General features: G+C 63.8%; 13 protein-coding genes. 4 read left to right on the top strand and 9 right to left on the bottom strand.

The window, feature by feature from the left end:
* Nucleotides 1–173: 173 nt before the first annotated feature.
* Nucleotides 174–1,109, bottom strand: a complete 936-nt coding sequence (locus tag R9B85_RS05750) for an aspartyl/asparaginyl beta-hydroxylase domain-containing protein (protein WP_207876926.1) — start codon at nucleotides 1,107–1,109, stop codon at nucleotides 174–176.
* A 172-nt stretch (nucleotides 1,110–1,281) separates the two neighbouring features.
* The gene (gene cysK, locus R9B85_RS05755) at nucleotides 1,282–2,256 is read right to left on the bottom strand and encodes a cysteine synthase A (RefSeq protein ID WP_112254180.1); all 975 of its coding nucleotides are present in this window, start codon (nucleotides 2,254–2,256) and stop codon (nucleotides 1,282–1,284) included.
* Between the two features lie 134 nt (nucleotides 2,257–2,390).
* Between cysK and R9B85_RS05760 the strand changes: the two genes are divergently transcribed.
* The 3 genes from R9B85_RS05760 (at nucleotide 2,391) to R9B85_RS05770 (ending at nucleotide 5,731) form a co-directional block, all read left to right on the top strand.
* Nucleotides 2,391–3,464: a DUF748 domain-containing protein gene (locus R9B85_RS05760; protein WP_207876927.1), complete on the top strand. Its 1,074-nt coding sequence runs from the start codon at nucleotides 2,391–2,393 to the stop codon at nucleotides 3,462–3,464.
* Between the two features lie 229 nt (nucleotides 3,465–3,693).
* Nucleotides 3,694–4,539, top strand: coding sequence for an AAA family ATPase (locus R9B85_RS05765; protein WP_013973748.1), 846 nt, complete (start codon nucleotides 3,694–3,696; stop codon nucleotides 4,537–4,539).
* A 13-nt stretch (nucleotides 4,540–4,552) separates the two neighbouring features.
* A complete protein-coding gene (locus tag R9B85_RS05770; protein WP_112254182.1) occupies nucleotides 4,553–5,731 on the top strand; it encodes a vWA domain-containing protein in 1,179 nt (392 codons plus the stop codon).
* A gap of 90 nt (nucleotides 5,732–5,821) precedes the next feature.
* Here the strand turns inward: R9B85_RS05770 and R9B85_RS05775 are convergent, their stop codons facing one another.
* Genes R9B85_RS05775 through R9B85_RS05790 form a run of 4 tightly spaced genes read right to left on the bottom strand, consistent with a single transcriptional unit; the run spans nucleotide 5,822 to nucleotide 9,518 of the window.
* Nucleotides 5,822–6,763 (bottom strand): biotin-dependent carboxyltransferase family protein, encoded by a 942-nt coding sequence (locus R9B85_RS05775; RefSeq protein WP_207876928.1) that lies wholly within the window; start codon nucleotides 6,761–6,763, stop codon nucleotides 5,822–5,824.
* Nucleotides 6,760–7,446, bottom strand: a complete 687-nt coding sequence (pxpB, locus tag R9B85_RS05780) for a 5-oxoprolinase subunit PxpB (RefSeq protein ID WP_423770897.1) — start codon at nucleotides 7,444–7,446, stop codon at nucleotides 6,760–6,762. The genes R9B85_RS05775 and pxpB overlap by 4 nt, the downstream gene beginning before the upstream one ends.
* Entirely contained in the window at nucleotides 7,443–8,222 is a 780-nt protein-coding gene (locus R9B85_RS05785; protein WP_423770898.1) for a 5-oxoprolinase subunit PxpA, read from the bottom strand. The genes pxpB and R9B85_RS05785 overlap by 4 nt, the downstream gene beginning before the upstream one ends.
* A gap of 9 nt (nucleotides 8,223–8,231) precedes the next feature.
* A complete protein-coding gene (locus R9B85_RS05790) occupies nucleotides 8,232–9,518 on the bottom strand; it encodes an MFS transporter (RefSeq protein ID WP_207876931.1) in 1,287 nt (428 codons plus the stop codon).
* 128 nt (nucleotides 9,519–9,646) lie between these two features.
* On the opposite strand from R9B85_RS05790, the gene R9B85_RS05795 reads away from it, so the two are divergent.
* A complete protein-coding gene (locus tag R9B85_RS05795; protein ID WP_252379334.1) occupies nucleotides 9,647–10,558 on the top strand; it encodes a LysR family transcriptional regulator in 912 nt (303 codons plus the stop codon).
* Between the two features lie 132 nt (nucleotides 10,559–10,690).
* Here R9B85_RS05795 and R9B85_RS05800 read toward each other — a convergent pair whose 3' ends face one another.
* From R9B85_RS05800 to R9B85_RS05810, 3 genes are read right to left on the bottom strand one after another with little or no spacing between them, the layout of a single operon-like run.
* The gene (locus R9B85_RS05800; protein WP_112254188.1) at nucleotides 10,691–11,212 is read right to left on the bottom strand and encodes a DUF2937 family protein; all 522 of its coding nucleotides are present in this window, start codon (nucleotides 11,210–11,212) and stop codon (nucleotides 10,691–10,693) included.
* Between the two features lie 9 nt (nucleotides 11,213–11,221).
* Nucleotides 11,222–11,995, bottom strand: a complete 774-nt coding sequence (locus R9B85_RS05805; protein WP_112254189.1) for a class II glutamine amidotransferase — start codon at nucleotides 11,993–11,995, stop codon at nucleotides 11,222–11,224.
* A 14-nt stretch (nucleotides 11,996–12,009) separates the two neighbouring features.
* Nucleotides 12,010–12,516 carry an MFS transporter gene (locus R9B85_RS05810; RefSeq protein WP_207876932.1) on the bottom strand — a complete coding sequence of 169 codons (507 nt, stop codon included), beginning with the start codon at nucleotides 12,514–12,516 and terminating at the stop codon, nucleotides 12,010–12,012.
* Between the last annotated feature and the right edge of the window lie 22 nt (nucleotides 12,517–12,538).

The following is a 12,538-nucleotide window of genomic DNA, read 5'->3' on the forward strand; positions in this document are numbered from 1 at the left end:
AGGGGGGCTGCGCGCCCCTCACTGGTTTCCTGAGAGGACGCCGGGGGCGCTTTGCGCCCCTATCGCGACACAAGGCCGCTCCCACAGGTTCTGCGCAATTCCAGAGGTGGCGCGGTAGCTGTGGGAGCGGCCTTGTGTCGCGATGGGCTGCGAAGCAGCCCCAACAGGCAGAATCAGAACAACCAGCGATACAGCAGATATGCCACCACCACCGCCAGCACCGGCCGCAGCACGCGGTAAGCCTTGGGGTTGGCGCGCTTGAACTGCTTCACCTGGCCACTGACCCGGTTACTGAAGCGCTTGCTCCAGGCATACGCCTGGTTGATCCCGCCGACACGCTCGTCATCGGTATTCTGCGGCGCGGTGGCACGCCCCAGGAACGCGCTGACCTGGCGGTTGATGCGGGTCATCAGCGGGCTGCTCAGCGGGCGCTCGATATCGCAGAACAGGATCACCCGCGTAACGTCGGTCTCGTTCTTGACCCAGTGCACGTAGGTTTCATCGAACATCACGTCCTCGCCGTCACGCCAAGCGTACTGCTCACCATCGACGTAGATGCGGCAGGCATCGGAGTTGGGCGTGGACAGGCCCAGGTGGTAGCGCAGGGAACCGGCGAACGGGTCGCGGTGCGGGTTCAGGTGGCTGCCGCCTGGCAGCAGGGCGAACATCGCACCCTTGACGTTGGGGATGCTGCTGACCAGCTCGACAGTACGCGGGCACAGGGCTTCGGCCGACGGCAACGGTTTGTCGTACCACTTCAGGTAAAAGCGCTTCCAGCCTTTCTTGAAGAACGAACCGAAGCCGGCGTCGTTATCCTTCTCGGCGGCGCGGATGTAGCCCTCGTCGAACAGGCGCATGGCCTCTTCGCGGATCTCCTGCCAGTTGTCCTTCAGCACGTCCAGCTCGGGGAAGCGCTGGCGGTCCAGGTAGGGCTTGGACGGTACGCCGGAGAACAGGTACATCAGGCTGTTATAAGGGGCGAACAGCGCCGAATGGTTGACGAACTGGCGCAACATCGGCAAGCGAGCCTTGCCGCGCAGGTGCACGAACAGCACGCTGCCAAAAAACACCAGCAAGACACCCGCCTTGGCTGCAAAGGAAAAGGTCATGCTTTCACTCCTTGAGGAAGAAACAGGGCTGTGCGCCCTGCTCTCCGATAAATCATCCTGCCATCATAAACTGATGCCGCCGGGGTAAAAACAGCCTGGGCGGCAACTCAATCATGAAGATTTTGCAATAAACCAAGCCGCCAAACGTTGCGCCGGATCAGCGGCAAGGCCATCACTGCTGGTTTTCCTGCTCGCTGAACATGTCGCTGAACAGCATGCTCGACAGGTAGCGCTCGCCGGAGTCCGGCAAAATCACGACGATGGTCTTGCCCTGCATTTCCGGCTTTTCGGCCAGCCGCACGGCCACCGCCATCGCCGCACCACAGGAAATGCCACAGAGGATGCCCTCTTCCTGCATCAGGCGGATGGCCATGGCCTTGGACTCTTCGTCAGTCACCGTTTCCACCTGGTCGACGATCGACAGGTCGAGGTTCTTCGGCACGAAGCCGGCGCCGATGCCCTGGATCTTGTGCGGGCTGGGCTTGAGCTCCTCGCCGGCCAGGGTCTGAGTGATCAGCGGCGATGCCACGGGTTCCACCGCCACCGACAGGATCGCCTTGCCCTGCGTATGCTTGATGTAGCGCGAAACACCGGTGATGGTGCCGCCGGTGCCGACGCCTGCAACCAGCACATCGACCGCGCCGTCGGTGTCGTTCCAGATTTCCGGGCCGGTGGTTTTTTCGTGGATCGCAGGGTTGGCCGGGTTTTCGAACTGGCCCGGCAGGAAGTACTGGGCCGGGTCGGAGGCGACGATTTCGTTGGCCTTCTCGATGGCGCCCTTCATGCCCTTGGCCGGGTCGGTCAGCACCAGCTCGGCACCCAGCGCCTTCAACACCTTGCGGCGCTCCAGGCTCATGGAGGCAGGCATTGTCAGCATCAGTTTGTAGCCACGGGCTGCGGCGACGAAGGCCAGGCCGATGCCGGTGTTGCCCGAGGTGGGCTCGACGATGGTCATGCCCGGCTTGAGCTTGCCGCTGCTTTCGGCGTCCCAGACCATGTTCGCGCCGATGCGGCATTTGACCGAATAGCCCGGGTTACGCCCTTCGATCTTGGCCAGGATGGTCACGCCGCGCGGGGCAATGCGGTTGATCTGCACCAGCGGCGTGTTACCGATGGAGTGGGCGTTGTCTGCAAAGATACGGCTCATGGCAGGGGTCCTTGGCATGAAAGTAAGCAGGGAAAGACCTCAAGGGTAAGCCTGGGCCGGTGGCCCGTAAAGCCTGTTCGAACTCCCCCGGACGCGTTGCGGTCAACCGCATATCCTGCCTTGGAGACACTCCGATGAGAGCCCGTTATCGCTGGCCGTTGATCGGCCTGGCCAGCCTGATCGTGCTGTTGCTGGCGCTGCACCTGGCCCTGCCCTATCTGGTGCGCAACTACCTCAACGACAAACTGGCCGACATGGGCGACTACCGTGGCCAGGTGACTGATGTGGACCTGGCCTGGTGGCGCGGCGCGTACCAGATCAACGGCCTGAAGATCGTCAAGACCACCGGCAAGGTGCCGGTGCCGTTTCTCGACGCTCCGCTGATCGACCTGTCGGTAAGCTGGCACGCCCTGTGGTACGACCGCGCAGTGGTTGCCGAAGTGGTGTTCGACCGGCCGGAACTCAACTTCGTCGATGGCGGCAACAAACAGAACTCGCAGACTGGTCAGGGCACCGACTGGCGCCAGCAACTGGAAAAACTGCTGCCGATCACCCTGAACGAGGTTCGCATCGACAAAGGCGTGCTGACATTCCGTAACTTCAACTCCAGGCCACCGGTCAACCTCAAGGCCACCCAGCTCGATGCCAGTATTCGCAACCTCACCAACATTCGTGACGAAAAGGGCCGACGCGATGCAAGCTTTGATGGCACGGCGCTGATCGTAGGCGATGCCAAGGTGGAAAGCCGCGCCACTTTCGACCCATTCAGCGATTTCGATGACTTCGAGTTCCGCCTGCGCGCCACGGGTATCGAGCTGCGCAAGCTCAATGACTTCGCCAGCGCCTACGGCAAGTTCGACTTCAATGCCGGGCACGGCGATGTGGTGATAGAGGCCGAGGCGACCAACGGCCGACTGAACGGGTACATCAAGCCGCTGTTGCGGGATGTGGATGTGTTCGACTGGCAGCAGGATGTGCAGGAAAAGGACAAAGGCTTCTTCCGCTCAGTCTGGGAAGCGCTGGTGGGCGCGACCGAGACGGTATTGAAGAACCAGCCAAAGAACCAGTTCGCGACCCGTGTAGAGCTCAGCGGTAGCGTGCACAAGCAGGATGTCAGCGCCTTCGAGGCGTTTCTGCAGATACTGCGCAACGGGTTCATCCAGGCGTTCAATGCCCGGTACGAGCGTGACGCGCCGGATTCCGACTAGGATCGAGTGACGGGGCATTCAGGGACTGAATACCCGGTCTGCGTTTCCAGTCGGCGAAGCCCGCGTTATAGTCGGTGACAAATCGAAAATAGATGCTGCCTGTACTGGCCCCTTCGCGGGTAAACCCGCTCCCACAGGTATTCGACAAACCTCAGGGAAGGTGGGGTACTTGTGGGAGCGGGTTTACCCGCGAAAGGGCCGCTACAGGCTTACCGCAGAGGACAGACCCATGAAGTTCGAAGGCACCCGCGACTACGTCGCCACAGACGACCTGAAACTGGCGGTAAACGCGGCCATCACCCTCGAACGCCCCTTGCTGGTCAAGGGCGAACCCGGCACCGGCAAGACCATGCTCGCCGAGCAGCTGGCAGCCTCGTTCGGTGCGCGCCTGATCACTTGGCACATCAAGTCCACCACCAAGGCCCACCAGGGCCTCTACGAGTACGACGCGGTCAGCCGCCTGCGTGACTCGCAGCTGGGCGTGGACAAGGTCCACGATGTGCGCAACTACCTGAAAAAGGGCAAGCTGTGGGAGGCCTTCGAAGCCGAGGAACGGGTCATCCTGCTGATCGACGAAATCGACAAGGCCGACATCGAGTTCCCCAACGACCTGCTGCAAGAACTCGACAAGATGGAATTCTACGTCTACGAAATCGACGAGACCATCAAGGCCAGACAGCGCCCGATCATCATCATCACCTCCAACAACGAAAAGGAGCTGCCGGACGCCTTCCTGCGCCGCTGCTTCTTCCACTACATCGCCTTCCCCGACCGCACTACCCTGCAGCAGATCGTCGACGTGCACTACCCGAACATCAGCCAGTCGCTGGTCAGCGAGGCGCTGGACGTGTTCTTCGACGTGCGCAAGGTACCAGGCCTGAAGAAAAAGCCGTCCACCTCCGAACTGGTCGATTGGCTCAAGCTGCTGATGGCCGACAACATCGGTGAAGCGGTGCTGCGCGAACGCGACCCGACCAAGGCCATTCCACCGCTGGCCGGCGCGCTGGTGAAGAACGAGCAGGACGTACAACTGCTCGAGCGCCTGGCCTTCATGAGCCGGCGCGGCAACCGCTGACAGGAGCCGGGCCATGCTGCTCAACCTGTTCAATGAAATGCGCGCGGCCAAGGTGCCGGTGTCGGTACGCGAACTGCTCGACCTGCACCAGGCCCTGCAAAAGCGCGTGGTGTTTGCCGACATGGACGAGTTCTACTACCTCGCCCGCGCCATCCTGGTGAAGGACGAGCGCCACTTCGACAAGTTCGACCGCGCCTTCTCTGCCTACTTCAAGGGCCTGGAGAACCTCGACCGGCACATCGAGGCGTTGATCCCCGAAGACTGGCTGCGCAAGGAGTTCGAGCGTTCGCTGACCGATGAGGAGCGCGCGCAGATCCAGTCGCTGGGTGGCCTGGACAAGCTGATCGAGGAGTTCAAGAAGCGCCTCGAGGAGCAGAAGGAGCGTCACGCCGGCGGCAACAAGTGGATCGGCACCGGCGGCACCAGCCCGTTCGGTTCGGGCGGCTTCAACCCCGAGGGCATCCGCGTGGGTGAGGCCGGCAAGCGCCAGGGCAAGGCGGTGAAGGTGTGGGACCAGCGCGAATACAAGAACCTGGACGACCAGGTGGAGCTGGGCACGCGCAACATCAAGCTGGCCTTGCGCCGGCTGCGCAAGTTCGCCCGTGAAGGCGCCGCCGAAGAGCTGGACATCGACGGCACCATCGACCACACCGCGCGGGATGCCGGGCTGCTGAACATCCAGATGCGCCCCGAGCGGCGCAACACGGTGAAGCTGCTGTTGCTGTTCGACATCGGTGGCTCGATGGACGCCCACGTCAAGGTCTGCGAAGAACTGTTCTCGGCGTGCAAGACCGAGTTCAAGCACCTGGAGTACTACTACTTCCACAACTTCGTGTACGAGTCGGTGTGGAAGAACAACCTGCGCCGCACCTCGGAGCGCTATTCCACTTTCGACCTGCTGCACAAGTACGGCGATGACTACAAGGTTGTGTTCGTCGGCGACGCGGCCATGGCGCCCTACGAAATTACCCAGCCGGGTGGCAGCGTGGAGCACTGGAACGAAGAAGCCGGGTATGTGTGGATGCAGCGTTTCATGGAAAAATTCAGGAAGATCATCTGGATCAACCCGTACCCGAAGCAGGCCTGGGATTACACCGCATCGACCCATCTGGTACGGGACCTGATCGAGGACAAGATGTATCCGCTGACCTTGCAGGGGTTGGAGGAAGGGATGCGTTACCTGTCCAAGTGATTTTGCCAGTGCCGGCCCTTTCGCGGGTGAACCCGCTCCCACAGGTATTGCGCAAGCCTTGAGGCCTGTGGGGTACATGTGGGAGCGGGTTCACCCGCGAAGAGGCCGGCAGCCTTGACGCCAACGGTCCAGGTATACCTGCTGCTCCCGCCACGCCTCATCCTGCACCACCGCCCTGAACCGCACCACCGCCCCCGGCATGCACTGCGCCAGTTGCGCCAGCGCCAGCGGCGTCAATGCCCCAAGCCGCGGATAGCCACCAATGGTCTGCCGGTCATTGAGCAACACGATCGGCTGCCCATCCGGCGGCACCTGCACCGCCCCCAGCGGAATACCCTCGGAAATCATCGGCGCACCCTGGTAGACCAGCTGCGGCCCCAGCAGGCGGATGCCCATGCGGTCGGCACGGCTGTCCAGCGTCCACTCGCGGTTGAACGCCTCGAACAGGCTGGTACCGCTGAAGTCACCGATCTGTGCGCCGATCACCAGGTCAAGCACTGGCTTTTGTGCGTACTGTGGCCGCAGCGCTGCCGGTACCTCACGCAAGGTCGCTGAAGCGCTGGAAAATGCCAGCAGCTGGCCTTTGCCGAGCGCAGAGCCCTGGCCATCGATACCGCCCAGTTCTTCCCGCACGACCGTGGCACGACTGCCCAGCACATCCTCGCCCAGGAACCCGCCAGGTGCTGCCAGGTACGCCCGCACGCCCTGCTTCGGCTGCTTCAGGGTCAACCGCTGCCCCTTGGCCAATGCAAAGCTGCGCCAGGGCGCCAGCGGCTGATCATCGACCCGCGCATCCAGGTCGGCACCGGCCAGGGCCAGCACACAATCCTGCTCTGCGACCACACAGAAACCACCTAGCGCCACCTCGACCACCGGCGCCGTCAACGGGTTGCCCAGCAGCCAGTTGGCCCAGTGCATCGCCACCCAGTCCAGCGCCCCGCCCTGGGTCACGCCCAGGTGGCGTACGCCGAAGCGCCCGGCATCCTGCAACTGGCACAGCGGCGTACTGGCCTCGATCTTCAACTGCTTCATGCTTGTGCCTCCACATCACCGCCCAACGCCACGAACTCGCTGCGCGAAACCGGCACGAAGCGCACCCGGTCACCGGGTTGCAACAGGCTGTAGCCCTCGCGTTCACGGTCGAACAGGCGCACCGGGGTACGCCCGATCAGGTTCCAGCCCCCCGGCGATACCGCCGGATAGGCCGCCGTCTGGCGCTCGGCAATGCCGACGCTGCCGGCCGCCACGCGCTTGCGCGGGGTGCCAAGGCGCGGGCTGGCCAGGCGTTCGTCCACCAGGCCCATGAAGCCGAAACCGGGGGCGAAACCCAGGGCGAACACCGGGTACTCGCGCTCGCTGTGCAAACGGATCACCTCTGCTTCACTCAAGCCACTGCGGGCCGCCAACACCGGCAGCTCCGGGCCGACGCTGGCGTCGTACCACACCGGGATCTCATGGCGGCGGCCACCGCTGCCCGTGTCTGGCTGCAAGCCCTCCAGTGAACGGATGATCAGCGCCCTCGCCTCACTCGGTGGCAGGTCGAACTGCACCATCAGCGTGGTGTAGGACGGCACCAGGTCCAGCAAGTGCTCGCCGAACGCCGCGTGCAAGCGCTGGCTGGCGGCAAGCATCCACGGCATGTTGCCCTCGTCGATGGAGTCGAACAGGCGCACCATCAGGCTGTCGATGGCCACAACTTCAATACGCGGCTTCATCGCGACTCCAGGGCATCGAGGGCCTGGCGAATCTGCCGCACCGCTGCTACCGAACTGTCATTGTCGCCGTGTACGCACAGGGTGCTGGCCGCCAGCCTCAACGCACTGCCATCGTCCGCCACCAGCGTGTCGCCACGGGCCAGGCGCACGGCCTGCTCCACCACCAACGCCGGGTCGTGGTGCACCGCGCCGGGCAGGCGCCGCGACACCAGGTGCCCGCTGGCGGTATAGGCGCGGTCGGCGAATGCTTCGAACCACAGCGGCACGCCAATTTCATCGCCCAGGGCCTGGGCGGCGCGGTTGTCGGCGGTAGCCATCAGCATCAGTGGCAGGCCGCCGCCATAGGCCGCCACAGCCTCCAGTACGGTACGCAGCTTGAGCGGGTCGGCCATCATGTCGTTGTACAGCGCACCATGGGGTTTCACGTACGCCACGCGGCCGCCCAACACTTTGCAGATGCCGTCCAGCGCACCGATCTGGTAATGCAGCAGGTCGCGGATTTCCTCCGGGCTGCAGGCCATGGAGCGGCGGCCGAAGCCGACCAGGTCCGGGTAGGCCGGGTGCGCGCCGATGGTCACGCCGTGCTCCAGCGCCAGGGCCACGGTGCGGCGCATGATGCCGGGGTCCCCGGCGTGGTAGCCGCAGGCGATGTTGGCGCAATCGATGTAAGGCATGACCTCGGCATCCAGGCCCATGCGCCAGCTGCCGAAACTCTCGCCCATGTCGCAATTGAGTAGCAGGCGTTCCACCGCGCGGCCTCCGTTGTCGTTGTTCATATGCCTACCTTACCGCGCCTGCAGTTGTTTGCCGCGGGTTTCCGGCAGGCTCAGCGCCGCCACGATCACCACGCCGTAGGACACGGCCGAAAACACGCCGATACCCAGGCCCAGCGGCACTTTCTGGCCGAGCACGCCGATCAGCAGCGGGAACAGCGCCGCAATGACCTTGCCGATGTTGTAGCAGAAACCCTGCCCCGAACCGCGGATACGCGTGGGGAACAGTTCGGTGAGAAACGCGCCCATGCCGCTGAAGATGCCCGAGGCGAAGAAGCCCAGCGGGAAGCCCAGCCACAGCATCACGCCGTCGCTGACCGGCATTTGCGTGTACAACAGCACGATGACGAACGAGCCCACGGCGAACAGGATGAAGTTCTTCTTGCGCCCCAACAGGTCGGACAGGTACGCACTGACCACATAGCCGACGTAGGAGCCTACGATCACCATGGCAAGGTAGCCACCGGTACCCAGCACGCTCAGGCCGCGCTCGTTCTTCAGGAAGGTCGGCAGCCATGAGGTAATGGCGTAGTAGCCGCCCAGGGCACCGGTGGTCAGCAGCGACGCACGCACGGTGGTCCAGAGCATGCCCGGGGCAAAGATTTCGTAGAACTGCGCAGGAGCCTCGGCGCTTTCCACCGCCTTGGCCTCGCGGTACACCTCGGGGTCCTTGACCAGGCGGCGGACGAAGATCACGAAAATCGCCGGCACCAGGCCCAGCAGGAACAGCGCGCGCCAGGCCTGCTCTGCCGGCAGCCAGGAGAACAGCAGCGCGTAGAGGATGGCGGTGAGGCCCCAGCCAAGCGCCCAGCCGGACTGCACCATGCCCACCGCCTTGCCACGGTCCTGGGCACGGATCACCTCGCCGATCAGCACCGCGCCGGCAGTCCACTCACCGCCAAAGCCGAAGCCCATCAGGGTACGGGCGATCAGCAGCTGTTCGTAGTTCTGGGCGAAACCGCAGAGGAAGGTGAAGAAGGCAAACCACAGCACCGTCAGTTGCAGGGTGCGCACGCGGCCGATGCGGTCGGAGAGAATGCCGGCCACCCAGCCACCCACGGCCGAGGCGATCAAGGTGCTGGTGTGGATCAACCCGGCTTCGGTGGTTGTGATGCCCCACAGCATGATCAGCGTCGGGATGACGAAACTGAGCATCTGTGTGTCCATGCCGTCCAGGCCGTAGCCGATCTTGCAGCTCCAGAACGTCCGGCGCTGCTGTGAGTCGATGTCGCGATACCAGGCGAAAGGCCCGGACGAAGATGGGGAACTGACCTGCTGCTGCACGCCGGTGGGGTTCATGCTTGCCTCGGCTTGTTGGTATTGTTTTATGGGCGACAATGAGTCGCGGCCTGGCTGCCATTGTTCAGACGCCGCGCCATTTGCGTCCAACGAGAAAAACCGCCGGTCTGGAACAAGAAAAACTGATCATGAACCTTCGCTTCCTCGAAACCTTCGTCTGGGTCGCCCGGCTCAAGAGCTTCCGCCTGACCGCGGAAAAGCTGTTCACCACCCAGGCCTCGGTGTCCAGCCGCATTGCCGCGCTGGAGGCCGACCTGGGCGTGAAGCTGCTGCTGCGCGACTCACGCGGCGTCAGCCTGACCCCGGAGGGCGGCAAGGTACTGGAATATGCCGAGCGCATGCTGGAAACCGCCAAGGCCATGAAGCAGTCGCTGGACAGCGACCGGGCCAAGGTCGGGCGTATCCGTATCGGGGTGATGGACACGGTGATCCACACCTGGATGAGCGCGCTGGTGGCGGAGCTGACCGAGCGTTACCCGCAGGTAGAGATCGAACTGGTGGCCGACACTGCGCTGAACCTTCGCGAGCAATTGCAGAAGGGCTTTCTCGACGTGATTCTGCAGACCGACCTGCTGCGCGAGCAGTCGATCCGCAGCCTGGACCTGGCGCGCTATCCGATGGGTTGGGTGGTGGCCGCCGGCTCGCACCAGCACCGCGATTACGGATCATTGGCCGAGCTTGGACGGGAACGCATCATCACTTTCTCGAAGAACTCGCGGCCGCACCAGGAAGTGCTGAGCCTGCTACTGGGTGCCGGTGCCGAAACGCCGCGGCTGAATTGCGTGAACTCGGTGGCGGCGATTACCCGGTTGTTGCGCGACGGGTTCGGCATTGGTGCGTTGCCGCCGGCGCTGGTGGATGCCGAGTTGAGCCGAGGTGAGCTGGTGTTGCTGCAGGGGCTGCAACCGCCGCCGAGCCTGGAACTGGTGGTGGCCTGGCAGACCGGGGTGGCGTTGGTGGATGAAGTGGTCGGGGTATGCCGGCAGGTGCTGGAAAGGTATGCGCGGGATGTGGGGGCTCAGCGGATAGTGCTGGTGTGAACCAGCTGTGCTGCCTGTGCTGGCCCTTTCGCGGGTAAACCCGCTCCCACAGGTACTGCATAAGCTTGAATCCTGTGCAAACCCTGTGGGAGCGGGTTTACCCGCGAAGAGGCCAGTACAGGCAAGCAGTAATCAGCGCCAGCTCTCTTTCACCGCCCTGCGCCGCCCACCCAGAATCACCCAGCCAATCCCCAGCAGCAGGCTCTCGACCACGAAGGCCAGCACAAACCCTGCGCCTACGCCCCAGCCAATCGCCTCGGGCACTAGCAATATCTGATAGCTATAGCCGTTCAGGGTCTCTTCCCGCAGTTGCGGGTCCGCCTGCACCAGCACATGCCAGGTGCGCTGCGCCCATGCCCCTTGCAGCGCCTGCCATTCGTTTTCCAGCAATTGGTTGCGGATCATCAGGCTTTCGATGCTGTTGGCGTCACTGAGGAACACCGGATCGTCGCTACTGCGGTAATGCCGCAGCAGCGCCTGCAGGTCGCCATTGAAAAAGCGTTCGGCAGTCTGCCGGAAGCCATCGAGCGCCTCGCGTGATTCGAACAGGTGCGCCTCGACCCGCTGGCTGTAGTCCTTCACCAGCCCCGGAACCTGGATACCGGCCAGCAGGCCGAAGGTGAACAGCAGCAACCGCAGGTAACTTCTGAACATGCCGCATCCTTAGCTCTGGCCGTGCGCCACGCACTCGCCGTGCCGCCACAGGGCCCACTGACCCGGCTCGTAGCGCTGCCAGGTCTCGTTCTCGGTCAAGGCCTCGGTGGCGATCACCGTGACCACGTCGTTGGGGGTGGTTTCGGTGTGAAAATCGACGATCAGGTCGACATCCTTCAACCGTGCCGCACCAAAGGGTGCACGGCGGGTAATGTGCACCAGCTTGGTCGAACAGAAGCAGAACAGCCAGTCACCGTCGCTGAGCATGCAGTTGAACACGCCCTGGCTGCGGTAGCCGGCACAGGCTTCGACCAGCACCGGCAGCAGCTGTTCCACCGGCACGGGCTCGGGGAAGGCACTGCGGATGCGGTTGAGCAGGTCGCAGAAGGCCGCCTCGCTGTCGGTGTCGCCCACCGGCCGGTAGAAGCTGGCCAGGCCCTTGAAGTCGCCCAGCTGGCCATTGTGCGCGAAGCACCAGTTGCGACCCCACATCTCCCGCACGAACGGGTGGGTGTTGGACAGGCACACCTTGCCGACGTTGGCCTGACGGATGTGGCCGATGACCACTTCGCTCTTGATCGGATAACGCTGTACCAGGTTGGCCACTTCCGACTCGCTGCTGGCAGCCGGGTCCTGGAACAGGCGCAGGCCACGGCCTTCGTAGAAGCCGATGCCCCAGCCGTCACGGTGCGGGCCGGTACGGCCGCCGCGCTGCATCAGGCCGGTGAAGCTGAAGACGATGTCGGTGGGGACGTTGGCACTCATGCCCAGCAGTTCGCACATAGGCGTGTCTCCGCTTACAGACGGGGCTCGACCCGGCCGCCGCCTCGGGAGACGGCCGGGGCGGCAGGGGGTGGCGCATCACGGTATCGGTCGCGACGCTCTGCGGCCAGCGGGGCCTGGGCGCCAAGCTGGTCATCTTCGGCAGCCTGGCGCTGGGCAGCGGCCTCGGCCTGCGCGCGGCGCTCGCGGGCGCGCTTTTCCAGCGGCAAGCGCAGCAGTACGAAGAGGAAATACAGGGAGAAGGCGCCCATGCCGTACATGGCGAAGTCGGACACCGCGCGCCAGGCGTTGTTGCCAACCTTGAAAGCGACATCCAGGGCGGTGATGGCAATGGCCGGGGCGAAGCTGTCCTTGACCGGGTCGACGATGGTCGGGGTCAGCAGCAGCACTGCCAGCACCACCCGCAGCGGTTCGCGCAGCCAGCGCCACATCCAGCCGGTGAGCTTGAAGCCCACCATCAGGCAGCCCAGAGCAGCAACGGCGTAAAGGCCCCAGGCGAGGGTGTAGTCGTTCTCGGTCATGGTGTTCGTGCAAGCCAGGCAA

It is taken from the genome of Pseudomonas sp. NLJ1 (assembly GCF_049486705.1).
GTDB lineage: Bacteria > Pseudomonadota > Gammaproteobacteria > Pseudomonadales > Pseudomonadaceae > Aquipseudomonas > Aquipseudomonas inefficax.

Coding starts and splice junctions, on each gene's coding strand:
- pxpB (WP_423770897.1), bottom strand. CDS start 7,446: ATGAAGCCGCGTATTGAAGTTGTGGCCATCGACAGCCTGATGGTGCGC.
- R9B85_RS05790 (WP_207876931.1), bottom strand. CDS start 9,518: ATGAACCCCACCGGCGTGCAGCAGCAGGTCAGTTCCCCATCTTCGTCC.
- R9B85_RS05750 (WP_207876926.1), bottom strand. CDS start 1,109: ATGACCTTTTCCTTTGCAGCCAAGGCGGGTGTCTTGCTGGTGTTTTTT.
- R9B85_RS05800 (WP_112254188.1), bottom strand. CDS start 11,212: ATGTTCAGAAGTTACCTGCGGTTGCTGCTGTTCACCTTCGGCCTGCTG.
- R9B85_RS05760 (WP_207876927.1), top strand. CDS start 2,391: ATGAGAGCCCGTTATCGCTGGCCGTTGATCGGCCTGGCCAGCCTGATC.
- R9B85_RS05810 (WP_207876932.1), bottom strand. CDS start 12,516: ATGACCGAGAACGACTACACCCTCGCCTGGGGCCTTTACGCCGTTGCT.
- R9B85_RS05795 (WP_252379334.1), top strand. CDS start 9,647: ATGAACCTTCGCTTCCTCGAAACCTTCGTCTGGGTCGCCCGGCTCAAG.
- R9B85_RS05775 (WP_207876928.1), bottom strand. CDS start 6,763: ATGAAGCAGTTGAAGATCGAGGCCAGTACGCCGCTGTGCCAGTTGCAG.
- R9B85_RS05785 (WP_423770898.1), bottom strand. CDS start 8,222: ATGAACAACGACAACGGAGGCCGCGCGGTGGAACGCCTGCTACTCAAT.
- R9B85_RS05770 (WP_112254182.1), top strand. CDS start 4,553: ATGCTGCTCAACCTGTTCAATGAAATGCGCGCGGCCAAGGTGCCGGTG.
- R9B85_RS05805 (WP_112254189.1), bottom strand. CDS start 11,995: ATGTGCGAACTGCTGGGCATGAGTGCCAACGTCCCCACCGACATCGTC.
- cysK (WP_112254180.1), bottom strand. CDS start 2,256: ATGAGCCGTATCTTTGCAGACAACGCCCACTCCATCGGTAACACGCCG.
- R9B85_RS05765 (WP_013973748.1), top strand. CDS start 3,694: ATGAAGTTCGAAGGCACCCGCGACTACGTCGCCACAGACGACCTGAAA.